Source organism: Desulfovibrio sp. Huiquan2017 (genome assembly GCF_017351175.1).
Lineage (GTDB): Bacteria > Desulfobacterota > Desulfovibrionia > Desulfovibrionales > Desulfovibrionaceae > Pseudodesulfovibrio.
Genome location: NZ_JAFMPN010000002.1, coordinates 80,438 through 104,028 on the forward strand (window position 1 = coordinate 80,438; position 23,591 = coordinate 104,028).

The 23,591-nt window shown below is 63.0% G+C and carries 23 protein-coding genes; 10 read left to right on the top strand and 13 right to left on the bottom strand.

Annotated features, from left to right (window positions below; translation table 11 throughout):
* Nucleotides 1-166: 166 nt before the first annotated feature.
* The 4 genes from J0909_RS02055 to J0909_RS02070 all read right to left on the bottom strand — a co-directional run bounded on the left by J0909_RS02055 (nt 167) and on the right by J0909_RS02070 (nt 4,526).
* A complete protein-coding gene (locus J0909_RS02055) occupies nt 167-1,336 on the bottom strand; it encodes a pilus assembly protein TadG-related protein (RefSeq protein ID WP_207260048.1) in 1,170 nt (389 codons plus the stop codon).
* 5 nt (nt 1,337-1,341) lie between these two features.
* Entirely contained in the window at nt 1,342-1,731 is a 390-nt protein-coding gene (locus J0909_RS02060; protein ID WP_207260051.1) for a TadE/TadG family type IV pilus assembly protein, read from the bottom strand.
* Nucleotides 1,732-1,734: 3 nt separating this feature from the next.
* Nucleotides 1,735-2,142, bottom strand: a complete 408-nt coding sequence (locus J0909_RS02065) for a TadE/TadG family type IV pilus assembly protein (protein ID WP_207260052.1) — start codon at nt 2,140-2,142, stop codon at nt 1,735-1,737.
* A 308-nt stretch (nt 2,143-2,450) separates the two neighbouring features.
* Nucleotides 2,451-4,526 carry a methyl-accepting chemotaxis protein gene (locus J0909_RS02070; RefSeq protein WP_207260054.1) on the bottom strand — a complete coding sequence of 692 codons (2,076 nt, stop codon included), beginning with the start codon at nt 4,524-4,526 and terminating at the stop codon, nt 2,451-2,453.
* A 239-nt stretch (nt 4,527-4,765) separates the two neighbouring features.
* Between J0909_RS02070 and J0909_RS02075 the strand changes: the two genes are divergently transcribed.
* Genes J0909_RS02075 through J0909_RS02110 form a run of 8 tightly spaced genes read left to right on the top strand, consistent with a single transcriptional unit; the run spans nt 4,766 to nt 11,055 of the window.
* Nucleotides 4,766-5,071, top strand: coding sequence for a c-type cytochrome (locus J0909_RS02075; RefSeq protein WP_207260056.1), 306 nt, complete (start codon nt 4,766-4,768; stop codon nt 5,069-5,071).
* A gap of 8 nt (nt 5,072-5,079) precedes the next feature.
* Nucleotides 5,080-6,024 (top strand): SCO family protein, encoded by a 945-nt coding sequence (locus tag J0909_RS02080; RefSeq protein ID WP_207260059.1) that lies wholly within the window; start codon nt 5,080-5,082, stop codon nt 6,022-6,024.
* A complete protein-coding gene (gene ctaD, locus J0909_RS02085; protein WP_207260061.1) occupies nt 6,025-7,647 on the top strand; it encodes a cytochrome c oxidase subunit I in 1,623 nt (540 codons plus the stop codon). It begins immediately after the preceding gene.
* Nucleotides 7,634-8,230 carry a cytochrome c oxidase subunit 3 family protein gene (locus J0909_RS02090; RefSeq protein WP_207260063.1) on the top strand — a complete coding sequence of 199 codons (597 nt, stop codon included), beginning with the start codon at nt 7,634-7,636 and terminating at the stop codon, nt 8,228-8,230. Before ctaD ends, J0909_RS02090 begins: the two co-directional genes overlap by 14 nt.
* An 11-nt stretch (nt 8,231-8,241) precedes the next feature.
* Nucleotides 8,242-8,535, top strand: a complete 294-nt coding sequence (locus tag J0909_RS02095; RefSeq protein WP_207260065.1) for a cytochrome C oxidase subunit IV family protein — start codon at nt 8,242-8,244, stop codon at nt 8,533-8,535.
* A 3-nt stretch (nt 8,536-8,538) separates the two neighbouring features.
* The gene (coxB, locus tag J0909_RS02100) at nt 8,539-9,762 is read left to right on the top strand and encodes a cytochrome c oxidase subunit II (protein WP_207260066.1); all 1,224 of its coding nucleotides are present in this window, start codon (nt 8,539-8,541) and stop codon (nt 9,760-9,762) included.
* Nucleotides 9,759-10,613, top strand: a complete 855-nt coding sequence (locus J0909_RS02105; RefSeq protein WP_207260068.1) for a protoheme IX farnesyltransferase — start codon at nt 9,759-9,761, stop codon at nt 10,611-10,613. The genes coxB and J0909_RS02105 overlap by 4 nt, the downstream gene beginning before the upstream one ends.
* A 16-nt stretch (nt 10,614-10,629) precedes the next feature.
* Nucleotides 10,630-11,055 carry a hypothetical protein gene (locus tag J0909_RS02110; RefSeq protein ID WP_207260069.1) on the top strand — a complete coding sequence of 142 codons (426 nt, stop codon included), beginning with the start codon at nt 10,630-10,632 and terminating at the stop codon, nt 11,053-11,055.
* A 6-nt stretch (nt 11,056-11,061) separates the two neighbouring features.
* Here J0909_RS02110 and J0909_RS02115 read toward each other — a convergent pair whose 3' ends face one another.
* On the bottom strand, nt 11,062-11,772 hold the full coding sequence (locus J0909_RS02115) for an SIMPL domain-containing protein (protein ID WP_207260070.1): 711 nt from the start codon (nt 11,770-11,772) through the stop codon (nt 11,062-11,064).
* A gap of 165 nt (nt 11,773-11,937) precedes the next feature.
* Between J0909_RS02115 and J0909_RS02120 the strand changes: the two genes are divergently transcribed.
* Together J0909_RS02120 and J0909_RS02125 are read left to right on the top strand one after the other, a co-directional pair.
* Nucleotides 11,938-12,468, top strand: coding sequence for a TlpA disulfide reductase family protein (locus tag J0909_RS02120; RefSeq protein WP_207260074.1), 531 nt, complete (start codon nt 11,938-11,940; stop codon nt 12,466-12,468).
* Between the two features lie 8 nt (nt 12,469-12,476).
* Nucleotides 12,477-13,055, top strand: coding sequence for a peroxiredoxin (locus tag J0909_RS02125; RefSeq protein WP_207260075.1), 579 nt, complete (start codon nt 12,477-12,479; stop codon nt 13,053-13,055).
* A 3-nt stretch (nt 13,056-13,058) separates the two neighbouring features.
* Here J0909_RS02125 and J0909_RS02130 read toward each other — a convergent pair whose 3' ends face one another.
* The 8 genes from J0909_RS02130 to J0909_RS02165 form a co-directional block, all read right to left on the bottom strand.
* Nucleotides 13,059-13,775, bottom strand: coding sequence for a response regulator (locus J0909_RS02130; RefSeq protein WP_207260076.1), 717 nt, complete (start codon nt 13,773-13,775; stop codon nt 13,059-13,061).
* On the bottom strand, nt 13,772-15,781 hold the full coding sequence (locus J0909_RS02135; RefSeq protein WP_207260079.1) for an ATP-binding protein: 2,010 nt from the start codon (nt 15,779-15,781) through the stop codon (nt 13,772-13,774). Before J0909_RS02135 ends, J0909_RS02130 begins: the two co-directional genes overlap by 4 nt.
* Complete coding sequence (locus J0909_RS02140; RefSeq protein ID WP_207260081.1) at nt 15,778-17,001, bottom strand: ABC transporter substrate-binding protein; 1,224 nt, start codon at nt 16,999-17,001, stop codon at nt 15,778-15,780. Before J0909_RS02140 ends, J0909_RS02135 begins: the two co-directional genes overlap by 4 nt.
* A gap of 292 nt (nt 17,002-17,293) precedes the next feature.
* Complete coding sequence (locus J0909_RS02145) at nt 17,294-18,019, bottom strand: 4Fe-4S dicluster domain-containing protein (protein ID WP_207260082.1); 726 nt, start codon at nt 18,017-18,019, stop codon at nt 17,294-17,296.
* 12 nt (nt 18,020-18,031) lie between these two features.
* Nucleotides 18,032-21,058: a formate dehydrogenase-N subunit alpha gene (fdnG, locus tag J0909_RS02150; protein WP_207260085.1), complete on the bottom strand. Its 3,027-nt coding sequence runs from the start codon at nt 21,056-21,058 to the stop codon at nt 18,032-18,034.
* A gap of 24 nt (nt 21,059-21,082) precedes the next feature.
* Nucleotides 21,083-21,313 (bottom strand): hypothetical protein, encoded by a 231-nt coding sequence (locus tag J0909_RS02155; RefSeq protein WP_207260086.1) that lies wholly within the window; start codon nt 21,311-21,313, stop codon nt 21,083-21,085.
* Between the two features lie 239 nt (nt 21,314-21,552).
* Nucleotides 21,553-22,437: a transposase gene (locus tag J0909_RS02160; protein WP_207260296.1), complete on the bottom strand. Its 885-nt coding sequence runs from the start codon at nt 22,435-22,437 to the stop codon at nt 21,553-21,555.
* A gap of 60 nt (nt 22,438-22,497) precedes the next feature.
* Nucleotides 22,498-23,385 (bottom strand): formate dehydrogenase accessory protein FdhE, encoded by an 888-nt coding sequence (locus J0909_RS02165; RefSeq protein ID WP_207260087.1) that lies wholly within the window; start codon nt 23,383-23,385, stop codon nt 22,498-22,500.
* Between the last annotated feature and the right edge of the window lie 206 nt (nt 23,386-23,591).

Consider the following 23,591-nt stretch of genomic DNA (forward strand, 5'->3'; position numbering starts at 1 on the left):
GTTCGTTATTTCCAGGTAAAATGCTTAGAAAGTGCCCGGATTTGGCCGCGCGGCGCGGTTGAAGGCAAAAAACCTCCGTTGGAGGGAGGTTTTGGGCAGGTTGAGGAGAGGACGCCGACCGCGATCGGCCGACGTCCTCGGGTGGGTATTTGCGGTTTCGGGCGGGTCAGCTCCGGCTGGAGTCGAGCATGAGGCGGCTGATGCGCAGGAGGCAGTCCGAGCCGTCGGCGTCGGGGGCCACGGCCACGGTGTTGATGAATCGCGCCTGGACGTTGCCCGTGCTGTCCACGCTCTCGATGAAGAAAGCGCCGAGTTCGTAGACGCGGATGACGTTGCGGCCGCCGGTGGGCGGGTAGCGCGGGTCGTAGAAGGAAATGATGACCACGCGCGGGCTGTCCATGGGATCGCTGAAGGCGCTGCCCCGGATGGCGTGGGCCGAGTCGTCCCAGGCGGCGTAGGGGTCCTGGCCGATGAGGGCGTCGGCCCCGGACTTCACCGGACCGGCGGAGTTGCCGGGTTCGATGAGCAGTTCGTCGTCCGGAGCCACGGTTGCGTAGCTGTTGGACCCGGTGCATCCCTCGATGTTTTCCTTGACCATGGCCGCGCCGGTGATCGGATCGCCCTTGTTGACGGGAGGCAGGTCCACCAGGTTGTACTGGCCGGGCGCGATGGCCAGGCTTGGGTCGCCGGGCTTGATAACGATCTGCGTGCCCACGTCGTCCTGCGTGTAGCCGAGGACGGTCACGGACGCCAGTTCCTGGGGGCTTTCCACGTCCAGGGTTCCGTTTTGATAATACTTGGTGCCCGGGGCGGCGTTGTCGTCCCATTCGAATTTGGTGGGCACCACGAAGGGCTTGGAGCACTTGCTCGAACACATGCCCGCCAGTCCGGCCCGGGAGGTCACGCGGATGTCCATGGCGGGCTTGCCCACGGCCTTGCCGAAATACAGGGGAAAGGGATTCTCGCGCCGGGCTGTCAGGGAGATGGTCAGTTCCACCTGGTTGGGGTTTTCCTCGTCGGGCACGCCGTCGCGCAGGAAGACGATGTCCGCGTCGGTGATGGCGACCCCGGGCGTATCGGCGTCGGTCAGGTTCCGGGTGGCGTAGCTGGTCACGATGAGGCGCAACTTCTCCACGTCCCGGCCTTTGGCCAGCAGGGAGTTGGCCCCGGCCAGGGCCCCGGCGTCAGCCGCGGTCTGCAAGGCGCTGCGTTTGAGATAGGCCCGGCCCAGGTCCACGGCCAGGGCGGTCAACCCCATAAGGGCGGCCATGCACAGGCTGACCATCACCGTGGCGAAGCCGCTTTCGTCGTTCAGAGGGCGGAAATCCTTGCGCATGGCGGTCACTCCATCTTGGCGCGGGCGACCGCAGTCAGCCCCTCGGGGATGAGACGTCCCCAGGGGTACACGGTCCCGTCCGCGACGTTGTAGCTCAGGGAGACCGAGACTTCTCGTCCCAGTTCCCGGTCTTCGGGGCCGACCGCCACGGACACGATCAGGTCCTCCGTGGACAGTCCCTCGGCCGCCACGAAGGAGAGGACGGTCCGGGTTGGGTCGTTGCCCCGCGAGGCCAGGATCGCGCCCTCGCGGGCGGCCCGGGTCAGGACCTGGTTCATGTCGATCATTCGGGCCGCGTCCCATATGCCCGCCAGGAGCGGGGCCAGGAGCAGGGCCATGAGCAGGGCGAACTCCATGACCGCGCTGCCCCGCCGGGTGTCGTCGTTTCTGTGCATGGGTCACCTCTCGTGGGTCATGACCGCAGTGGCCGCCAACAGGCTGCACCGGTCGCTCATGGACGGGATCAGATTGTCGAGAATCAGGAACTCGAAGGGTACGGACACGGTCACGTCAACGGGCCGGGATGGTTCGCGCGTGCCCACTTCCACCGAGGACGCCTGGTTGATGCCGCCGGAGGACAGTTCCCGTTCGACCACGTGCCGGATCTGTTCGAGGCTTGTTTCGGCGAGCACGGCCATGCGTGCACCCTCAAAGGCTGCGTCCCGGACCACGCCTTGGGTCCAGAACAGCCGGGCCATGTCCATCAAGCCCATCAGGAGCAACAGGAAGATCGGCAGGAGCATGGCCGCCTCCACGGTGACCATGCCGCGCCGCGCCTTCCCGCGCATCGTATTTCGTCTTGTCATGGCTTCCTCCGAATGCGGTATGTGTATTATACCTAGCAAGTGACATGCCAATAAAATTAGCGATGGAAAGTTTGTAACATGCTGTTTTTGAAGGAATAAAAAATGTGACCAAAAGCGGATTCCCGTCGTATGCCGCGCGGGCCGTCCACTGGCGGTGGAGTAAAACGTTTCTGTTCTATCCATGAATAATAGATCGAAAAACTATTTTGTTTTTCTTTTGATGGATTCACTCAGCAAATGGGATCGGACGTGAAAAAGGGCGGCCCCTGGGTTGGGACCGCCCTTGCGGATGCGGAGTCCGGGGGGGATTAGAATCGTTCGAAGGCGTCGTCACTTTCGTCCATATCTATATCCAGACCGTGCCCGGGGGCGGCGGCCTTGCCGTTGCCGGTCGCCTTGGGCAGGGCGGCCGGGGCGGGCTTTGACTTGGCCGGTCCGAGCTTGGCCTTGGCCGGTCCTGCGGGCAGGGCGCCGGCGGAGCCGTGTCCGAGGTTGAAGAAGGTCATGGTTGTTTCGAGCTCCACGGCGTGGGAGGACAGTTGCTCGGCGGTGGAAGCGATTTCCTCCGAGGCGCTGGCGTTGGTCTGGACCACGGAGTCCAATTGCTGCAAGGCGCTGTTGATCTCGGAGGCCCCCGCGTTCTGCTCGTTGCTGGCGGCGGATATCTCTTGAATAAGTTCGGCTGTTTCCTCAATGTTTGGGACGATGGCGTCGAGCATTTTCCCGGCCCGGGCAGCCACTTCCACGCTGGAGGTGGAGAGTTCGCCGATCTCGGCGGCGGCGGTGCCGCTGCGTTCGGCCAGCTTGCGCACCTCGGCCGCGACCACGGCGAAGCCCTTCCCCTGTTCGCCCGCCCGAGCGGCCTCGATGGCCGCATTGAGCGCCAGCAGGTTGGTCTGCCGGGCGATTTCCTCAATGATGGAGATCTTCTCGGCGATCTGGGTCATGGCCGTCACGGTCTGGCGCACGGCCTCGCCGCCCTTGCGGGCTTCCTGGGCGGTGCGCACGGCGATTTCTCCGGTCTTGGCGGAACTCTCGGAGTTCTGGCTGATGCTTGAGGACATCTCCTCCATGGAAGCCGAGACTTCTTCCACAGCGGCCGCCTGTTCGGTGGCGCCCTGGCTCATGGACTGGGAGGACCCGGCCAGTTCCTCGGAGATGGAGGCCACATTGGAGGCGGATGCCTGGACGTCCAGGACGATGGTCCGGAGTTTTACGATCATCGCGCTGATGGCCTTGGCCAACTGGCCTATCTCGTCGTTGCGGTCGGCGTCCAGATGCACGGTGAAATCGCCTGCGGCCAGGGATTCGGCCACTCGGGCGGCGTGCTTCATGACGGCGGCCATCCGGGAGGAGAAGACCAGGGTCAGGATTATCGAGGCCAGGATGAACAGGATCGAGATGATCACGTAGGTCCAAATGGTCCGCTCGACCACCGCGCCGAGCTCGGTCATGCGCGCCTCGACGCGGGCCATTTCAGCCTGGCCGAGACGGTCGATGGAGGAGCGCATGGCCGAGAAAGTTTCCTCGCTCTTGGCAAGCAGGGTGATTCGGTTGAGATTTTTGTCGGCGTTGGCGGTGGACAGATCGACCACCTTCCGGCTGTGCTCGGCCCAGGTATCGAGCCGGGCCACGAAATCCTCGTTGAGCCGCTGTCCCTCGGTCCCGAGGAGTACAGCGCCCTTGGTGACGCGGTCGCGGGTCTGCTCCAGGTTTTCGTTGAAGGAGTCGGCCCATTTCCTGATCGCCTCAGGTTTGATGCTGCGGATGACCAGGAGTTGGGCCACGTAGGCCTGGTAGGCGTCGCGGTCGGCATTGAGGATCAACGAGAGGGCTTCCTCGGTCTGCAGCCGAGCGGTTTCGGGCAACAAGGCGTTCTTCAGCCGGGTATCGGCGATTTCGCCGAGCTGGTTGATGACCTCCCGCATGGCGTCGAAGGAGGCCAAGGCCGCATTTTCCGCTTCGTCCCGGGCCAGTTTGGCCGTCAGGGTGTCGGCGGTCAGGGTGAGGATGTCCGTGTTGGTCTTTTGCCAGGTCTGGAAATCGTTTTTGAAATTGGTGAAGTCGCCGCCCATGTCCGGGGTGAAGTTTTCAGCCGGGCCGGAGATCCGGTCCCAGGTCTGCTGCATGTTTTCGGCACAGTCCGTCTTGTCCTTGCTCAAGGCTTCGGGAGAAGCCGCTTTTTCAGCGCGTACGACCGCAGTCTGGGCTTGGTAGGCATCTCGATCGGCGTCGATCATGGTTGCCCGGTCCAAGTGTAGGCCATTGACTGAAATCATGTTCGAGTCGAGGATACTGAAGCTGGTCAACCCCACGGCGAAGATGATCAGGATGGCCGACACCGGCAGGCCGGTGATCAATAACAGTTTCCATTTGATGCCCATTTTGTTCCCCTCCAAAGTTCCGATCCGGGCAAGAGGCCCGATTTTATGTGAGCGTATAATGTTTTTGGTCTCAGAGGCTATTAGAAAGTTATAGAATATGTAATGGAGGGCATTGCGGAGGGCGGACCGGGCATTTGGTGTTATTATCATGCTCCGGTGGTTGGAAAAAGAACGAAAAATGCGTATTGTTCAAATGAGAAATCCAATTGCAACCATTAGCTTGAATCACAGAGGACGACATGAAGAAATTACTGGCTGTATTGACCATCGTATGCTGTTTCGGCGTGACCGCCGCCTTTGCCGCGGACGGCGGGGCACTATATCAGAAACGGTGCGCCAATTGTCATCGCGACGGCAGCGAATCCTCCAAGGCGGGCGGCGACGTGGTCCTGAAGGGCCAGTCCGTCCAGGAAATCGAGATGAAGCTTACGGGGTATAAGGACGGCACCTACGGCGGGGCCAAGAAGAAAACCATGGAACGCATGGTCGGCAAGCTCTCGCCGGACGAGATCAAGGCCCTGGCCGGCTATATCGGTTCTCTCTAGGCGGGCCGATGCGCATACTGATCTTGACGCTCCTGTCCGCCGCCCTGCTGGCCGCCCCTTGTGGGGCGACCGGCGGGGCCGACGGCGTGGATGGCGTCCCGGCGCGGTCCATGGATCAGCCGGGACTGAGCATGGACGGGCACGCCATGGACGGGCATGCCATGGACGGGCATGCCATGGACGGGACGGATATGCCCGGCACATCCCCGGATGCGGTCCACGACCATGCCGCGATGATGGCGGAGGCCGAAAAGGCCGACGTCCCGGTGGGCATCGAGGAACACCTCGGGGCGCAACTTCCGGACGTGCCTTTCATCGACTCCGAGGGCAACCGGGTGACGCTGCTCGAATTGGCCGACGCGCCGCTTCTGCTGCTGCCCATCTACTACCGCTGCCCGGATGTGTGCAGCCTGCTCCAAAGCTCGGTGGCCTCCATCCTGCCTGAGGTCAAGCTTACGCCCGGCAAGGAACTCAAGGTAGTCTCCCTGAGCTTCGATCCCCATGAGACCGCCAAAGACGCGGCCCGGGCCAAGCGCAACTACACGGCCATCGCGGGCGAGGCTTTCCCGGCCGAATACTGGCGCTTTCTAACCGGCAACGCGGCGTCCATCGACGCCACTCTGGGCGCCCTGGGCTATACCGTGCGGAAGCAGGGCGGGCTGTGGGCCCACCCGGTGGCGGCCATCGCGGTTGCGCCCGGCGGCAAGGTGGTCCGCTATCTGTACGGCTCCAGTTTCCTGCCCTTCGACATCACCATGGCCGGGGCCGAGGCGGCCCAGGGCAAGACCGGGCTGTCCGTGAAGCGACTGCTTTCGTTCTGCTACAATTACGATCCCCAGGGACGGCGCTACGTCTTCGACATCCTGCGCGTGTCCGGGTTCACCATCGTCGGGTTCGTGGCCATCTTCCTGGCCTGGCTGTTGCTCGGCGGCAAGAAAAGGAAGGGGCGCTAGATGACGACGGACGCGGTCAACGCGGGCTTCATGGCCCCGGGCGGCAAGTCCTGGCTCCGCGAATGGCTGTTCACCGTGGACCACAAGCGCATCGGTATGCTCTACCTGTGGTGCATCACGGCCTTTTTCGTGGTCGGCGTGTTCCTCGGGCTGCTCCTCCGACTGGAGCTCTTCTGGCCGGGTAGGGATTTTATTGGCCAACAGACCTACAACGCGGTCTTCACCCTGCACGGAGTGATCATGATCTTCATCGTGGTCATCCCGTCCATCCCGGCGGCCTTCGGGAATATCTTCCTGCCCCTGCAACTGGGGGCCGAGGACGTGGCCTTCCCCAAGCTGAACATGTTTTCCTTCTGGCTCTACGTCATCGGCGGGGCCACGGCGCTGGCCTCGCTGTTCTCCGGCGGGGGCGCGCCCGACACGGGCTGGACCTTCTACGTGCCGTTTTCGGCCGTGACCACCACCAACGTGTCCGTGGCTGTGGCCGGGGTGTTCATCCTCGGCTTCTCGTCCATCCTCACGGGACTGAATTTCATCGTCACCATCCACCGGCTGCGCGCGCCGGGGCTGACCTGGACCCGGCTGACGCTGTTCGCCTGGGCCCTGTACGCCACGGCCTGGATCCAGGTCCTGGCCACGCCCATCCTGTCCATCACCGTGATCCTGATTATCGTCGAGCGGCTGCTCGGCATGGGCATCTTCGATCCGGCGCGGGGCGGGGACCCGATCCTCTACCAACATCTGTTCTGGATCTATTCCCACCCGGCGGTCTACATCATGATCCTGCCCGCCATGGGCGTCGTCTCGGACATCATCCCGGTTTTCTGCCGCAAGTCCATCTTCGGCTACAAGACCATTGTGGGGTCGTCCCTGGCCATCGCCTTCGCGGGCTCGCTGGTCTGGGCGCACCACATGTTTGTGTCCGGCATGTCCGACACGGCGGTCATGGTCTTTTCGTTTTTGACTTTCATTGTGGCCGTGCCCTCGGCGGTCAAGGTCTTCAACTGGCTGTCCACCATGTACAAGGGGTCCATCCGGCTGGAGCCGCCGCTGGTCTTCGCGCTCGGCTTCATCTTCCTCTTCGCCATGGGCGGCATCACCGGCCTGGTCCTGGGGAGCGCGGGGACGGACATGCACGTCCACGACACCTATTTCGTGGTCGGCCATTTCCACTACGTCATTTTCGGCGGCACCGGGTTCGGCATGTTCGCGGCCATCCATTACTGGTTCCCCAAGATGTACGGCCGGATGTACAATCGCAGGATGGCGACCACGGCGGCTTTGATCCTGATCGTCGGCCTGAACGGGCTGTATTTCCCCATGTACCTGCTCGGGCTGGAGGGCATGCCCCGGCGCTACTACGACTACCTGCCGCAGTTCACTTCCCTGCATCAATTGTCGACCTACGGCTCGTGGATTACTTTCGCCGGACTGGCGCTCATGCTCTACAACCTGATCCACTCGCGCTACCGGGGGGCGCCCGTGGGCCGCAACCCGTGGAAAGCGGCCACCCTGGAATGGACCCTGCCTTCCCCGCCCCCCACACACAACTTCGACACCGAGCCGGTGGTCACCCACGGGCCTTACGACTTCAGCGAAGTGAGGGATGATGACGGAGCATAGGGACTACCTCGGCGCCAAGATGGGCATGTGGATCTTTCTGTTCACGGAGATCCTGCTCTTCGGCGGCCTGTTCGTGCTCTATTCGGTGACGCTCGGCCGCTATCCAACGGAGTTTCACGAGGCGAGCAAGCTTTTGGACGTGACCATGGGGACCACCAACACCATGGTCCTGATTACCTCCAGCCTGTTCGCCGCCCTGTCCGTGGTCGGGTTGCGCAAGGGCAGCCGCAAGGTCGCCAAGACGTGTATTTTCCTGACCCTGACCCTGGCCTGCTGTTTCTTGGTCATCAAGTACTTCGAATGGTCGCACAAGATTCACGCGGGCATCTATCCCGGCGGCGGGACGCTGACCCAGTGGGAGCCCGGCAAGCAGGCTTTTTTCTCGCTCTATTACACCATGACCGGGCTGCACGGCCTGCACGTGATCCTCGGCATGGGTGTGTTTTTGTGGGTCTGGACCCGGATCGCGGTCGGGACCTGCACCCCGGAGCATTTCGTGGCCCTGGAAAACGCGGGATTGTACTGGCATCTGGTGGACCTCATCTGGATCTACCTCTTTCCGCTCTATTACCTCATTACCTAGGCGGAGGCGGCATGAACGAGAACGAACGGACGAAACATCACGATCCCGGCTACGGCCTGTTTATCGCGGTCTGGGCCGCGCTCATGGCCCTGACGGCCGTCACCGTGGAGGTCTCCACCATCCACCTCGGTTTTTTGAACGTGGTCGTGGCCATGGCCATCGCCTCGGTCAAGGCGTCCCTGGTGGTCTTCTTCTTCATGCACCTCAAATACGAGAACCGGACGCTCAAGACCATGGTCCTGGTGGCCTTCGTCATCTTGGCCATATTCATCGGATTCACCTTTTTCGATACGGCGAACAGGTAGACCATGTATCCGCAGATATTCACCGCCGCCAAGGGAGTGGATCAGGCCTTTTTGATCATCCTCGGATTCGCCGTGTTCGTCCTGGTGGCCGTGACCGTGGCCATGGTCTACTTCCTGTGGCGCTACCATTATACGCGTAATCCCCAGCCCACGGACATCAAGGGGTCCGTGGTCCTGGAAGTCGTCTGGACCGTCCTGCCCACGCTGATCGTACTCGGCCTGTTCTGGACCGGCTGGACCTCGTTCAAGGCCATGCGGGACATACCGGAAGGAGCCATGACCGTGGCCGTGGAAGGGCGCATGTGGTCCTGGCGGTTCACCTACGGCAACGGCAGGACATCCAAGGAGCTGGTCATCCCGGTGGACACACCGGTCAAGCTGGCCCTGACCACCCGCGACGTGATCCATTCCTTCTACGTCCCGGCCATGCGTGTGAAATGGGACCTGGTCCCCGGCATGGACACCGACGCCTGGATACAGTCCGACACCGTGGGCGACTACGACATCTTCTGCGCCGAGTATTGCGGGCTCAAGCACGCGGACATGATCACCATCCTGCGGGTGGTGGACAAGGACGAGTTCGAGACCTGGCTGCGCGACACGGGTACAAGTGGCGAAGATGAGCTGGGGCTTTCCCTGCTTGAGGAGTTCGGCTGCTTCGACTGCCATTCCAAGGATCTGTCCGCCGAAAACGCCCCGAGCCTCCTCGATCTCGGCAGCCGGGAGGAAACCGTGGTCCTGCCTGACGGCACGGAACGGAAAATCCGTCCCGATGCCGCCTACATCCGACAGTCCGTGCGCGACCCGTCCGCCGCCCTGGTCAAGGGGTGGGACGACGGGATGCCGCCCTACGGCGACGAGTTGTCCGACGCCCAACTGGACATCATGGCCGCCTACCTGCTCAAGGGCGGCAAGGCCGCGAACAAGGGCGAGACCCTGGCCGATGAACTCGGTTGTCTGGGGTGCCATTCCACCGACGGTTCCGAGGACGTGGGCCCGACCTTCCTCGGGCTGTACGGTGTCGAGCGCAAGGGCGTGACCGCGGACGGCAAGCCTTACGTTCTCAAGGCGGACGACGGCTATCTGCGCCGGGCCATCACCGATCCCTCGGCCAACGTGCCCGACGGGTTCGACGACGAGATGCCCGCTTTCGACGACCTGGACGAAGCCTCCGTGAATCAACTCGTCGGCTACATCAAGTCCCTGGGCAAGGAGGGCGGGCAATGACGGCGGTCCGTCCCGCGCTGGTCCTTTCCCTGATCCGCCCCAAAGTGAGCCTGGCCGTGGGGGCGGGGAGCCTGTTCGGCGCGCTCTATCACGGCCATCTGTACGGCGGCGTCCTCCTGGGCGAGGCCTGGGCGGCGGCCGTGGGCGCCTTTCTGCTCTGCGGGGGGTGCTCCGCCCTGAATCAGGTCCAGGAGCGGGCGTGCGATGCGCGCATGGCCCGCACCCGCACCCGCCCCCTGGCCTCGGGGCGCATGTCCCCCGGCCGTGGGCGGCTCTGGGCCGGTCTGTTCGGATCGGCCGGCCTGTTGCTCTTTTTCCTGGCCGGGGGGTGGCGGACGCTGTTCGCCGGGCTGCTGATCGTCGCGGTCTACAACGGCCTGTACACGCCGCTGAAGCGGGTCTCACCCATGGCGCTGCTGGCCGGGGGCGTGGCCGGGGCCGCGCCGCCCCTGACCGGCTGGCTGGCTGCCGGAGGGCAGGCGGCGGACCCGCGTATCCTCTGGGTGGCCGTGATTTTCTATCTCTGGCAGGTGCCGCATTTCTGGCTGCTGGCCGAAAAACATCGCGCGGACTACGGCCGGGCCGGGTTCGCCGTGCTCCATCTGCGTCTGGAACCGGCATTCCGCGCCCGGCTTATGGGCGTCTGGGTGGGAGCCTATTTCACGGCGCTGGGCTGTTTCGCCGGATTGGCCGGACCGGCCTCCCTGCGGGCCGTGATTCCGCCCGCCCTGCTTCTGGCCGGGGCGGCGGCCGCCTGGCTGGCCGTCGCGAACCGCCATCGACCCGCCCTGGCGGTCATGCACTGCTCCTTGCCTCTGGGACTGGTCCCGCTCCTTTTCGTCACCACGTAACTCGCCAAGGACGATCATGCTCTGGATTCATCCCCTGCTCCAACTCGTGGCCCTGCTCCTCGGTTGTCACGTCCTGCTTCTGGGCATCAACCGATTCCGCTTCCAACATTTGAAACACAAGTGCGCCTTCGACTGGAAGGGGCACGTCCGGTACGGAAAGATCGTGGCCTGGACCTGGCTGGTCGGGCTGGTGCTGGGGGTGTTCATGGCCGCGCGGAGTTGGGGGACGCTCGGCCTGAGCGGGCCGCATTACACGGTGGGCGTGCTCATGCTGCCTTTGATCCTGGCGGGGTTGGTCACCGGCTTTATCCTGCAAAAGCCGAGCGGCAAGCGGCCCGGCCTGGCGTTGTTCCATGGCGCGGTCAACGTCCTGGCCTTTGTCCTGGCTCTGTACCAGACCTGGTCAGGGGTCGAGACGGTCCGCCTCCTGCTGCTCGGCTAGCTCCGTCTAGTCTTCGAGAAAATAATCCACGCTGGTGACCACCCGGACCTTCTTGATTTCCGGGGTATACTGGTCGCGGTCCTGGAGGGAGAAATACCCCTGGGAAGCGCGCCGGATGCCGCCTACCCGCGAGCCCGAGTCCTCGGCGAACTGCTTGGCCGCGTCCCGGGCGTTGCGCGTGGCCTCGGCGATCATGTCCGGCTTGATCGAGTTCAGGCCGGTGAAGGCGAAGGTGGGACGAAATTCGTAGTCCCGGACCAGAAGCACGCCGCGCGGGACCAGTTCGCCCGCCGCGGACATGGCCTTCTTGACCGTGGCGATGTCGTTCGACCGCACGGTGATGACGGCCTGGGCCGTGTAGCGGTGCGCGGGCCGCTGGTTGGGCGAGTTGTACTGGTTTTCCTGGACCCGGGGGGCCGCGTTCATGATCTCCGCCGCGTCCAGCCCCTGCTCCTTGAGAAAGGCCATGACTTCGCCGCGCGAACGGGCCAGGGCCGCATCCAGGTCGGGCAGGGTGTCGGCGGCCACGCTGAAGCTGATGGGCCACATGGCCAGGTCGGCGGCCACCTCGCGTTCGGCCAGTCCCTTAACCGAGACGTAGCGGTCCATGGCCTTGAAATCCACCAGGGCCGAAGCCAGGACCCAGCAGCCCGCCACGAAGCCGAGGGCCAGGATGATGCCGGTCAAGAGGGAAGGGGCGACAGGTCTGCGTTCCATGATGCGTCCTTGGGTGAAAGGTGAACCGATGTTGAACCGTATCGCGTTCGGTCCGTGCGGGCAAGGTGCTGAAGCGGGCAAGAGAATCGGGCGTTGCCGTTTTTCCCGCCTTTTGGTTATGCTATGTTTTTTATACCTGATTCGAACCGCGACGAGGACGACGACATGAAAACCTTTCTTCTGACCCTGGCCGCCTGCCTGCTCCTCGCCACGGGAGCCCTGGCCTCGGATATTTTCCCCGACGTGGCTCTGGAGGGCAAGATCAGCCCGGAGCAACGCCAGTACCTGGGCGTCCCCAACGGGGACATCCACCTCTCGGACATTGACGCGGATTTTGTGTTCGTGGAGGTATTCAGCATGTACTGTCCCATCTGTCAGCACGATGCGCCGGGAGTGAACGGGATGTTCACCGGGGCCTTGGCCTCGGACAAGGCGGACAAGGTTCGGTTCGTGGGCATCGCGGCGGGCAACACCCCGTTCGAGGTGGCCTTCTTCCGCAAGAAGTTCGACATCCGGTTTCCGCTCTTCGAGGATCCGGATTATACGGCCCACAAGGCCCTGGGCAACGTCGGAACCCCGGCCTACTACCTGATCGACTTGCGCGATCGCAGGCGGACCATCCTTGTCTTCCATGAGGGCGGGATCAAAGACAAGGACGCTTTTCTGAAAAACATGCTGGAATTGATGGGAAAGTAGGAGGAACCATGAAGCGCGTGCTGCTGTTCACCCTGCTGGTTTGGTGTCTCCTGGTCCCGGGCGCCCGGGCCGATCACCTGGAGACCTTCGACCCGGGCCGCCTCAAGCCCACCGATTCGACTCTCAAGGTCAAGGTCGGCGATCCGGCGCCGGATTTCACCCTGCGCGAGATCCGGGGCGGCACGGTCTCCCTGCACGACTATCTGGGCCGCAGGAACGTGGTCCTGTCCTTTGTCCCGGCTGCCTGGACGCCGGTTTGCTCGGATCAATGGCCGGGCTACAACCTGGCCCTGGACATGATCCATGCGCTGGACGCCGAAATCCTGGGCATCAGCGAGGACAACACGCCGTCCCAGGCCATGTGGGCCAAGGCCATGCACGGCCTGGATTTCCCGGTGCTGTCGGACTTCTGGCCCCACGGCAAGGTGGCGGGGGCCCTCGGCGTCCTCCGGGGCGACGGCATGGCCGAACGGGCTATCTTCATTATCGATAAACAGGGCATCATCCGCTACATCGACGTCCATGACATCAACTCGCGGCCCGATCTGGGAGGCATTGTCGCGGAACTGAAAAAGCTCGCCGAGTAACGGCTAGCCCCCGGTCAACGTTTCCTTTTCCTCGTCGAACAATTCGGCCAGCCGGGTGATGCCCAGGGTCTCGAACACGGACCGGAAGTTGCTCGACAGCCCGGCCAGGAAGATGGGCATCCCCGAGTCCTTGTGGTTGCGCAGCAGTTCGGTCAGGCCGGTGATGCCCGCGCCGTTGATGGACGCATTCTTCTCGAAATCAATGAACACCGCTTCCTTGCCCATGGCCACGGCCCGTTCGAAGGCCTCGGTCAGCCGGGGCATGGTTATGGTCGAGACGTTGCCGCGCACGCCGATGACCACGGCCCGGCTCTTTTCTTCGAGGGTCACCTGGCCCTCGGCGTTGCGGGCGATGATCATGCGTTCCCGGGCCCGGGTCAGGGCCTTCTCCAAGGTTTCGCGCTTGAGCGGCTTGTTGATGAAGTCCGTGGCGTCGAGATTCAGGGCCTGGATGGCCAGGTCCATGTCGCCGTGCCCGGTGATGACGATGACCTCGGTCGCAGGGCTGAGCTTCTTGATGGCCTTCAGGGTCTCGATACCGTCCATGACAGGCATCTTGATGTCCGTCAGCACCAGCTCCGGGGACTCCCGCTTGAAAATTTCGACGCCTTCCCGGCCGTTTTCAGCGGTCAGGACCTCATAGCCGTAGGCGGTGAGCAGGAGGGTGAACATCTTCAGGGTGGGCCTTTCGTCGTCTATGACCAGTACTTTGTCGTTCATACCGTGGTCTCTCTCCGGGAGTGGGCGGCCGGGAATTCCATGCGGAAGACCGTGCCCCGCCCCCTGGTGCTGTTGATGCGGATTTCTCCGCTGTAGTCCTTGATGATGCCGTAGGTGATCGCCAGGCCCAGGCCCATGCCTTGGCCCGCTTCCTTGGTGGTGAAAAAGGGTTCGAATATCTTTTGCTGGTCCTTCTCGTCGATGCCGCCGCCCGTGTCCCGAACTTCGATGAACACCCGGCCGTCCAGGTTGCCGGTGCGGATGCTGATCCGCCGATCCCCGCCGCCGTCGGCGGGGGACACGTCGTTGATGGCGTCGCGGGCGTTGGCCACCAGGTTGAAGATGACCTGCTGCAACCGGTTGGAGTGGGCCTGCACGGGTGCGAGATTTTCGGCCAGGTTGAGGTCGAAATGGATGTTGTCCAGTTCGAACTGCCGACGGACCATGGACAGGACCGCCCGGACCGGCTGGTTCAGGTTTACGGATTCCTCCATGAGGTCGGACTTGCGGCCGAAGGAGCGCAGGGTATCGATGATTTCGGCGGCCCGGTCCACCTGGGTGGATATCTCGTTGACCACCTCCTTGAAGTGGTCCTTGGGAATATCCAGGTTCTCCTCTTCCATCATGGACAGGAATTCGCTGCCCACCTTGATGGCGTTGAGCGGCTGATTGATCTCATGAGCCACGCCCGCCGACATTTCGCCCAGGGACTTCATCTTGGCCGCCTGGATGAGCTGGGCGTCCTTCTCGATGAGCCCGGTGATGTCCGTGACCGCGATGATGATGGCCTGCCTGCCCCGGTAGGAGATGGGGCAGGCGTGCATGTTGACGAAGAATGGCTCGCCGCCGTTTTTGTAGTGTAACCGCTTGGGGTAGTAGACGCACCCGCCGCCGCCCTCGGTGAAGAAGTCCAGACAAGCCGCATTGTGCTCGGGCCCGAGGTCCAGGAACGGCATGCCCAGAAGTTCCTCCCGGGGATAACCGTACAGCTCGGTGGCCCGTGGGTTGGCGTCGCGGATGGTCCCGCTGGCGCAGTCCACCACGAAGATGGGGTCCGGCCCGGAGTCGAACAGGGATCGGTATTTTTCCTCGGACTCGCGCAGTCTGCGGCGGTAGAGCTTGATGGACCAGACCATGTTGCGGAAGGAGTCGCCGAGCTGGACGACCTCGTCGCCCTGGTGTTTGCGGTAGAAGGCGCAGTCCGCGCACTTGCGGTGGGTCTCGGCCGGGGTCTGGCCGCTGCGCGACTGGTCGAAGTGCCAGCAGGGCAGATCCGTGTTGGAAAAGGCCGGGCATTGGGACGAATCCCAGTCCTCGCCCGAACCGAGCTTGAGCGGGATGTCGAAGTTGCCCCGGCTGATCTCGTCGGACAGCCTGGTCAGGTCGGACACCGGCTTGGTGATGTACTTGGAGAGCCAGGAAGACAGGATGATGGTGATGACGACCACGGCCGAAATGAAGCCGAGAAAGGCCACGCGCAGCTTGCCCACCAGGGTGTCGATGTGGCGCTTGTTCAGTCCCACGTGAACCGTGCCGATGCGGTACAGCCCTTCGTTGATGGCCGCGGCCAGGTCGTAGACCTCCTGGTTGCCCAGCTCCATGAGCTTGATGGAGTCCGGCTTGCCCGGGGGCAGGGTGTTGCCCCGCAGGTTCTCGGGCAGGGAGTGGGTCAGGGTGTGGGCCAGGATGTGGCCCGCCTGGTCTTCGATGAAGATGTAGGCCACCAGGTCCTTGCGCTGCCTGAGGCGCGCTTCGTCGAAAATGAGGACCAGCAGCTTGGGAATGTCGTTGTCCAGGATGTAGGAGCCGCCGCGCTCGGCCACGGAATGGGCGATGGCGAAGCCGCGCATCTCCAGTTCGTTGGTCAGGGAGGAGACCAGGATATAGCGCGAGACCAGGGCGATAGCCACGGAGATGAACAGGATCGCCGCCAGCATGGAAAAGAGCAGTTTTTCACGCAGGCCGATGCGCGGGAACCGGGAGGACAGCCGTTCGTCGAGGGTCATTTTCCGGTCTCCAGTTCCTTTCGGAATTCGCCCCAGTCCGTGAAGGGGGTGAATTGGCCGTCGCGCAGCTTGGTGAAATGGATGGCGTCCAGCCCCTGCCGGTCATAGGGGCCGTAGGTGATGGTCAGGCCGGGGCCGAGCTTGAAATCCTTGATGGATTCGATGGCCCGGATGAATCCTTCGCGGGTCAGGTCCCGGCCCGCCCGGCGCAGTCCCTCCACCAGTATTTTGGCGTTGAGGAACCCTTCAAGCCCGACGAAGCTGGGGGTGTCGTCCGGGTAGTAGCGGTCCAGCAGCTTGACGTAGTTGGAGGCCGAGTCGTCTTGGTCGTCCGAGGGCACGGGCGGCGGGACCACCTGGGACATGAACACGTGGGCGGGGGAGGTTCTGCCCACGCGCCAGGCCAGTTCCTCGGCGCCGACGAAGGAGACGGTGTAGAAGATCGGGTTGTAGCCCTCTTCCTCGGACAGGTTGATGAATCGGGCGCAGGCCCCGTAAGTGCCGATCATGACCACGGCCTCGGCCCCGGATTTGCGGATGCGGTCCAGTCCGTCCTGGACCTCCAGCGTGCCCCGGATGTAGGAGCCGCGCGCCACGGGTTCCATCTCGAATTTCTTGAGCGCCAGTTCGGTGCCGATGAGGCCGTCGAAGCCGTAGGCGTCGTATTGGTAGAAGACCGCGATCTTGGTCAGGCCGAGGTCCTCGACCATGTGCCGGACCGCCGCCATGGTCTCCTGGTAGTAGGAAGCGCGGATGTTGACGACGTAACGGTTGGGCGGCTGCCTGAGCGCGTTGGCGCCGGTGAACATGCCGATGAGCGGGACGTGGGCGTCCTCCACCAGGGGGAGGGCCTTGAGCGTGGTCGGCGTGCCCACGTAGCAGAACAGGGCGAAGACCTGTTTGTCGATGATGAACCGCTGGGTGTTGGCCAGGCATTGGGGCGGGTCGTAGGAGTCGTCCTCCGCCTCGATGCGGATCGTGCGGCCGTGGACCCCGCCAAGTTCGTTGACGTGGCGGATGTAGGCCCGGGCTCCCTGAATGGTCTGGGTGCCGAGGTAGCCCGCGTGGCCGGACAGGGGCAGGGAGGAACCCAGGATGATTTCGCTGTCCGAAACGCCCGGAGTCCCGACTTCCCGGGCCTTGGTCTTCTCGGACCGGCCACACCCGGCGAGGCTCAGTGCCAGGTAGAGAAGAATGCAGAGGAGAGGGGCGTTCCGCACGGTTCGGCTCCATGTTGGGGTCGGCGACAAGATATTGCCATTACCCGTTACCGCCTCGTCGGCCAAAACACAAGAAAGGGGTATTTCCCCACAATGCAACATCGTTTCGGCCCGGTTGCGCCGGGGAAAAAGACCCCGGCAGTACGCATCTGCCGAGGTCATGGGAAACTCCGTCGGCCCCGGGCCTTGCGGCTGCCGGTCGGTGTGGCCCACGGAGGTGTTCTTGCATGTTGCGGTCGAGAGGGAGAAGCCCCGGCGCGGCGGAAGGCCCGCGCCGGGGTGAGAGGGGGCGCTATGAGGTCATGCGTTTGATCGGGCGGCCCAGGGCGGCCAGGAACCGCTTTCTGGACATGGGCCCTCCCCGGACGCCGGAAGCGTCCGCGGACAGGGACTCGTAATAGCTGTCCGGATCGGTCTGCACCAGGTAGATGACCCGTACCGAATCGGCATCCACCAGCTCCGCATCGGGGTGCTTTTCGGCGGCGAGCGCAAGGCGCTCCTCGGCCAGGGCGAGCATCTCGTCCCGGTCGCCGAAGTTCATGGCCCCGGTCGGGCAGGTCTGCACGCAGGCGGGCAGCCGCCCGGCCTTGACGCGGTCGACGCACATGTCGCACTTGACCACTTGGCCGGTTTCCTCGTTGACGCGGGGGATGTTGTAGGGACAGGCCATGGAGAAGGCGTCCTTGTCCGGCTCGTCGGCGGTCAGCTCGGTGTAGACCACGGCGCCGGTCTCCTGATCATGGATGATGGAACCGGGAATGGTCATGGCATCCAGGCAGGGCGGCTCCACGCAGTGGCGGCATTGTTCCGGGAAGAACAGCCATTGCAGGCCGTTGTCGGTCTCCACCTCTTCGAAGCGGACCAGCTTGAGGGTCGTGCCGGACAGGTCCTTGGGGTTCTGGTGGGAGCCCCAGTTCTCGGTCTTCTCGGCGGGCAGTTTCTTCCATTGCTTGCAGGCAACCTGGCAACCACGGCAGGCCGTACACTTGGTCAGGTCGATGAAGAATGTCTTGCTCATGTCATTCCTCCTTTACGCCTTGCGGACGTTGACCATGAAGGCCTTGGTTTCGGGGATGCCCGTGTTCGGGTCGCCTACGGACGGGGTCAGGATGTTGGCGGAATCGCCGCCGTCCTTGGGCCAGGTCCAGCCGAAGTGCCAGGGCAGGCCCACCTGATGGACCACGGTGCCCTGGATCGTGAACGGCTTGAGGCGCTTGGTCACGATGGCCTTGGCCCAGATGGAGCCGCGCAGGGAGTCCACCATGACCTTTTCGCCGTTCTCAATGCCCCGGAACTCCGCGAGTTCCTCGCTTATTTCCACGAAGACCTGCGGCTCGGCCTCCACCAGCCAGGGCTGGTTGCGGGTCATGACGCCGGTCTGCCAGTGCTCGGTGACGCGGTAAGTGGTGCCCACCAGCGGGTATCTCGGGTCGCACACGGCCTTTTCCTCGGCGTCGAACTTGAGCGCCGTGGGATTGTGCAGGGTGTGCGAGAAGGGATGCGACTTCACCGGGCATTCCAGCGGTTCGTAGTATTCGGGGAACGGCCCGTCGGCCCGGCCGGGGCCGAAGATCTGGCCGAATCCATGCTTGCGCATGATGAAGGCGTACTTGGTCCCGGGGGCCCATCCGCCGTCGGGCACGTCGCCCACCCACTTCTCGCCGTTCCAGGCGATGACCGCCTTCTCCGGATTGAAGGGCTTGCCCTTGAGGTCCACCGAGGCGCGGTTGTAGAGCACGCGGCGGTTGACGGGCCAGCACCAGGAGAAGTTCGGGTACAGGCCGATGTTGGCCTGCTCCGGGGTTTGGGCCAGGTCGCGCCGGGCGGCCATGTTGCCCTTCTCGGTGTAGGAGTGGCAGTACAGCCAGTTGCCCGAGGCGGTCGAGCCGTCGGCCTGCAGGAAGGCGAAGCTGGGAACCTGTTCACCCTTCTTGTACAGCTTGCCCTTGATCTCGACGTCACGGGTGAAGTGGCCGTTGATCAGCTTGGCCGTCTTGTGGGGGTCGAACTCGCCGTCTGTGGCGATGGCGTCCCAGGTCAGGCGAGTGATGGGTTCGGGGTAGACGCCGCCTTCCTTCTCGTACAGGTGGCGGATCTCCTTCATCAGCTCGTACATGAGGTCGCCGTCCGGCTTGAGGCCGTTGGGCGCGTCCGGGCCCTTGTAGCGCCACTGCATCCAGCGGCCGGAGTTGGTGATGGAACCTTCCTTTTCGATGGACACGGCACAGGGCAGGAAGAAGACCTCGGTCTTGATCTTGGAGGGATCCATTCCCGGTCCTTCCCAGAACCATCCGGTTTCGTTGGGGAAGATGTTTACATTCACCAGCCAGTCGAGATTGGCCAGGGCTCTTCTGTTCTTGTTGGCATTGGCGCCCGAACAGGCCGGGTTCATGCCCCAGGCGAGCAGGCCCTTGAACTGGCCCTTTTCCATTTTGTCGAACAGGGTCAGCCAGGAGTATTCCATGACCGAGCCGGAATCCAGGCGCGGCAGGAATTGGTAGGCGTCTTCCGGGGTGTCGTCTTGCCACATGGACTTGATCAGCGAGGTCGAATACTTGGGGAAGTTGCCCCACCAGTTGGCCGATTTGGGATCATGGGAGACCGGGGTGTTGGCCTTGTTGTACGCGGCCAGGTCCGGCTGGGACGCCTTGGGCGTGGACAGGTAGCCGGGCAGGATATGGAACAGCAGGCAGTGGTCCGTGGACCCCTGGACGTTCGATTCGCCGCGCAGGGCGTTGACGCCGCCGCCGGCCACGCCGATGTTGCCCAGCAGAAGCTGGATCATGGCCATGGTGCGGATGTTCTGTACGCCCACGGAGTGCTGGGTCCAGCCCATGGCGTACATGATGGTTCCGGCCTTGTCCGCCTTGCCGGTGGCCGCATAGGTCTCGTACAGCTTGATCAGGTCTTCCTTCTTCATGCCCGAGATGGCGGCGACCTTGTCCATGTCGTAGCGTGCGTAATGCTTCTTGAGCAACTGGTACACGCACTGGGGATCGGTCAGGGTCGGGTCCTTCCGGGGATTGCCCTCGGCGTCCATGGCAAAGGCCCAGGTGGACTTGTCGTAGGACCGGGTGGCTTCGTTGTAGCCGGAGAACAGGCCGTCGTTGAACGAGAACTTGTCGCCGACGATGAAGGAGGCGTTGGTGTAGTCCACCACGTACTCCTTGAAGATCAGGTCGTGATCCAGGATGTACTTGATCATGCCGCCGAGCACGGCGATGTCCGCGCCGGAGCGGATGCCCGCGTAGAAGTCGGCCTTGGCCGAGGTCCTGGTGAAACGGGGATCGACGTGAATCAGGGTGGCGCCGTTTTCCTGCGCCCTGGTCACCCACTTGAAGGAAATGGGGTGGTTTTCGGCAGCGTTGCTGCCCATGATGAGAACACAATTGGAGTTCTGGATGTCAATCCAGTGGTTGGTCATCGCACCGCGTCCGAACGACTCTGCCAGAGCCGCAACAGTCGCGCTGTGTCAGATACGTGCCTGGTGTTCCACATACACCAGGCCGAGGCTGCGGAGCATCGTCTGGTAGGCCCAACACTCCTCGTTATCCAATGCGGCGGAGCCCACGGAGGCGATGCCGTCGCAGCGGTTGACCACCTGGCCCTTTGCGTTTTTTTCGGTCCAGGTCTTGTCGCGGGTTTCCTTGATTCGCTTGGCGATGGTTTCCAGCGCCCAGGACAGGGAGACCTTCTTGAATTTGTTGGAATAGGGGGCCCGGTACAGGACCGAGTCCGGGCGGCGGTCATTTTCGGCTACTTGCCAGATGGACGCGCCCTTGGCGCACAGGGCGCCTTCGTTGATCGGATGGTCGGGGTCGCCTTCGACGTTGACGGCCCGCATGTCCTTGAGAGACGTGTTCACGATCAGGCCGCAGCCCACGGCGCAGTAACAGCATACTGACGTGGTCTGCTTGCTCCACTTCGGGGTCAGGGCCGATACGTGGTCAGGCAGGGTCGCCGCCTTGGCCTTGCATCCGAACCCGAGCCCGCCGAACGCCGTGGCAGTGGCCGCGACGGCGGAGAGCTTGAGGAAGTTTCTCCGGTTGGTGTGCATTCTACCTCCTGTGTTGAGTGCGGGTCAGCGCCCGCGGATCTCGCGGCCGAGCGCCACGAGGAGCTTGTAGCCGCCGGCCGGTACGGCGGGCCCGCGAGAGGCCTTGACGATGTCCGGTTCCGCGCGGTTGGCGTGGAACTCGGGGGCCATCGTTTCGGCCGCCAGGCGAACCTCGGCCGCAGCGAATCCCAGCCCGGAGAAGGGCGGTGGGCTCACGGCGGCTCCAGTCGGCAAATGTTGGTTGTTCATGCGCATGCGCGTACCTCTCCCATTACATCTGTTGTCACCGTTATGCGGCATCTCCGACGAGCGGGCAAAGAAATGGGTCTTGCAGGGTTTCTTACACAGGGAAAAACGTGCTTTTTTTAGCAGAATGGCGCTATTGCTGGATCTACTTTATGTCAAATATGGCATAAATTGATTTCAGCCCCACGGTTTGACACCGGTGAATTCGGGCGAAAAGGCAAGGGCCGGGCGGCGTCCGCCCGTTCGGGCTAGTCGGTGTTGGGCACCAGGGCGCAGAGATAGGCGGCCAGGATTTCGTTCAACGGCTTGTCGCGGTTGTTGAAGCGGAATTCCAACTCCTTCATGTACAGGGGGAAGCGTTGGCAGGAGATGCCCCGGAATTTTTTGATGCGCGACTGGGCGTATTCCCAGAATTCGTCGTGCACGGCGTCGATGTGCGGGGGCTCGTCGTAGCGACGGATGACTTCGTAGGGCAGTGAGTCGTTTCCACAGAACATGAGCGCGTCGTATTCCTTGTAGCGGTCCGTGTAGACCAGGTTGCCCGAGCGGATGAGCTTCAGATGGAAGTTCATGTGGAAGTGGAACAGGGTTTCGGCCTGGAACCCCGGCACCAGGTCGATGAAGACCAGGTCGTCGCGGCGCAGGATGCCGTAGACCGGGATGGTGTCCATGCGCATCTCGCGCGGGCCGCCGGTCAGCCGGTTGCCCTTGAGATAGGAGTCCAGGCCCGTGGCCGGGCTGATCAACTGCCGGGCGTCCAGGGCGTTGGCCAGGATGGCGAAGCGGATGGCGGTCAGGGCCTTGTAGACCGTATTATAGGACAGCCCGAGTTCTTCCTTCATCTGGTGGACCGAGCGTTCTTCCACGAACTGGACGATGAGCCGGAGCCATTCGCCGGGGGTCAGGGCTCCATTGTTGATCCATCGGCCCGAAAAGGGCTGGAAGGTGTACTTGCAGGCCGCGCAGCGCAGCCGCTCGCCGGACAGGCTATAGACTTTGCGATGCCCGCAGCGCGGACAGAAGGGGTCGCCCGTGGGCCAGGCCAGTTCCAGCAGGTAGTCCCTGGCCTTGTCCTCGTCGTGCAGCAGGCACTCGAAGGCGGCGTCGTCATCCGGCGTCGCGATGATCGGCATGATGTGCGAGTTTCTCTGCATGGCGTTCCGTTGCGTTTCGGACATGGGTGCCTCCCGCGGTTAAAACCCCCAGGCGGACAGGGTCGCCCGCCGGTACCCCTGGTTGGCGGCCACGTAGTCCAGGGCCAGGGAATCCAGGTCATCCAGGACCGGGAGCGCCACGCGGTCCAGGTCCCGGAAGTCGATGGTCTTGATGTAGGTCTTGCAGCTCTCGCAGACGTCCACCCGGAAGCCGGGCTCCTCGTCCACGGTGAAGAAGGTCAGTTTCTTCTGGTCGTCCTCGCCGCAGACCGGACAGACGAGGCGCCTGATCCGATAGTGATGGCGGCAGAATGAGCAGGTGGCATGCCGGAACCCCTCCTTTTGTTCCAGGGAGGAGATGAGCGGCATGGACCCGCAGATGGGGCAGGTACCCACGGGCTGGACCTTCACGTCGGGCAGTTTGTCGGCGAGCATTCCGGCCGCGGCTTCCATGGACGGGCCCATGGCCGCCATGACCAGGAAAGGCAGGGTCCTGGGGGCATCCTGCATGCGCTCGGCCCAGCGGCCGAAGAAGGCGGTGTCGTCGTCCAGGAAGCGGCGGAATAGCTCGTCCGGGGTCAGGTCGCCGGCATACAACGCCCGAGCCACGATCTCGGCGCCCTCGCCCAGAGATCCGCCCGTTTTGCGGACCATGGCGACGAGCTTGCCGAGCAGTTGTTCGGCCTGGACCGGATCAAAGGGGAAATCCTCACGGTTGATCAGGGAGACTCCCTGGAGCACGGCCTCGGGCAGGGCCAGGGCGCTGTCCGGGGGCAGACTCACTTCGGCCTCGGGCAGGGCGGCCAGTTGCAGATGGCTCACTTCGTCGAGCAGGTCGATGAGTTCGGCGGATAGGTAGGACTTCTTTCGCAGTTGCGCGAGCTTGCGTTCGAGCCTGCTCGTTTCGAGGGCCATGTCGCGTTCCATGTGGTTCTCCAGAGTGTTTTCCGATCTGGAAAAACAGTATGGGGATGCGTATCATCTTGCCAAAGGTTCTACACTTACTCAAGGTTTTGCACAAGAGTATTGCAGTATGCCGTAATAACTTTATATTTTTGACATAATTATGCCTGTGGCGGCATAGTATTGATAGAATGGCTCAATAAAACAGGCGGGTTACAAAGGCAAAAAAA

What these genes read in the sequence shown, in the direction of transcription:
- J0909_RS02055 (WP_207260048.1), bottom strand. Translation starts at nt 1,336, where the DNA reads ATGCGCAAGGATTTCCGCCCTCTGAACGACGAAAGCGGCTTCGCCACG.
- J0909_RS02060 (WP_207260051.1), bottom strand. Translation starts at nt 1,731, where the DNA reads ATGCACAGAAACGACGACACCCGGCGGGGCAGCGCGGTCATGGAGTTC.
- J0909_RS02065 (WP_207260052.1), bottom strand. Translation starts at nt 2,142, where the DNA reads ATGACAAGACGAAATACGATGCGCGGGAAGGCGCGGCGCGGCATGGTC.
- J0909_RS02070 (WP_207260054.1), bottom strand. Translation starts at nt 4,526, where the DNA reads ATGGGCATCAAATGGAAACTGTTATTGATCACCGGCCTGCCGGTGTCG.
- J0909_RS02075 (WP_207260056.1), top strand. Translation starts at nt 4,766, where the DNA reads ATGAAGAAATTACTGGCTGTATTGACCATCGTATGCTGTTTCGGCGTG.
- J0909_RS02080 (WP_207260059.1), top strand. Translation starts at nt 5,080, where the DNA reads ATGCGCATACTGATCTTGACGCTCCTGTCCGCCGCCCTGCTGGCCGCC.
- ctaD (WP_207260061.1), top strand. Translation starts at nt 6,025, where the DNA reads ATGACGACGGACGCGGTCAACGCGGGCTTCATGGCCCCGGGCGGCAAG.
- J0909_RS02090 (WP_207260063.1), top strand. Translation starts at nt 7,634, where the DNA reads ATGACGGAGCATAGGGACTACCTCGGCGCCAAGATGGGCATGTGGATC.
- J0909_RS02095 (WP_207260065.1), top strand. Translation starts at nt 8,242, where the DNA reads ATGAACGAGAACGAACGGACGAAACATCACGATCCCGGCTACGGCCTG.
- coxB (WP_207260066.1), top strand. Translation starts at nt 8,539, where the DNA reads ATGTATCCGCAGATATTCACCGCCGCCAAGGGAGTGGATCAGGCCTTT.
- J0909_RS02105 (WP_207260068.1), top strand. Translation starts at nt 9,759, where the DNA reads ATGACGGCGGTCCGTCCCGCGCTGGTCCTTTCCCTGATCCGCCCCAAA.
- J0909_RS02110 (WP_207260069.1), top strand. Translation starts at nt 10,630, where the DNA reads ATGCTCTGGATTCATCCCCTGCTCCAACTCGTGGCCCTGCTCCTCGGT.
- J0909_RS02115 (WP_207260070.1), bottom strand. Translation starts at nt 11,772, where the DNA reads ATGGAACGCAGACCTGTCGCCCCTTCCCTCTTGACCGGCATCATCCTG.
- J0909_RS02120 (WP_207260074.1), top strand. Translation starts at nt 11,938, where the DNA reads ATGAAAACCTTTCTTCTGACCCTGGCCGCCTGCCTGCTCCTCGCCACG.
- J0909_RS02125 (WP_207260075.1), top strand. Translation starts at nt 12,477, where the DNA reads ATGAAGCGCGTGCTGCTGTTCACCCTGCTGGTTTGGTGTCTCCTGGTC.
- J0909_RS02130 (WP_207260076.1), bottom strand. Translation starts at nt 13,775, where the DNA reads ATGAACGACAAAGTACTGGTCATAGACGACGAAAGGCCCACCCTGAAG.
- J0909_RS02135 (WP_207260079.1), bottom strand. Translation starts at nt 15,781, where the DNA reads ATGACCCTCGACGAACGGCTGTCCTCCCGGTTCCCGCGCATCGGCCTG.
- J0909_RS02145 (WP_207260082.1), bottom strand. Translation starts at nt 18,019, where the DNA reads ATGAGCAAGACATTCTTCATCGACCTGACCAAGTGTACGGCCTGCCGT.
- J0909_RS02155 (WP_207260086.1), bottom strand. Translation starts at nt 21,313, where the DNA reads ATGCGCATGAACAACCAACATTTGCCGACTGGAGCCGCCGTGAGCCCA.
- J0909_RS02160 (WP_207260296.1), bottom strand. Translation starts at nt 22,437, where the DNA reads ATGCCGATCATCGCGACGCCGGATGACGACGCCGCCTTCGAGTGCCTG.
- J0909_RS02165 (WP_207260087.1), bottom strand. Translation starts at nt 23,385, where the DNA reads ATGGAACGCGACATGGCCCTCGAAACGAGCAGGCTCGAACGCAAGCTC.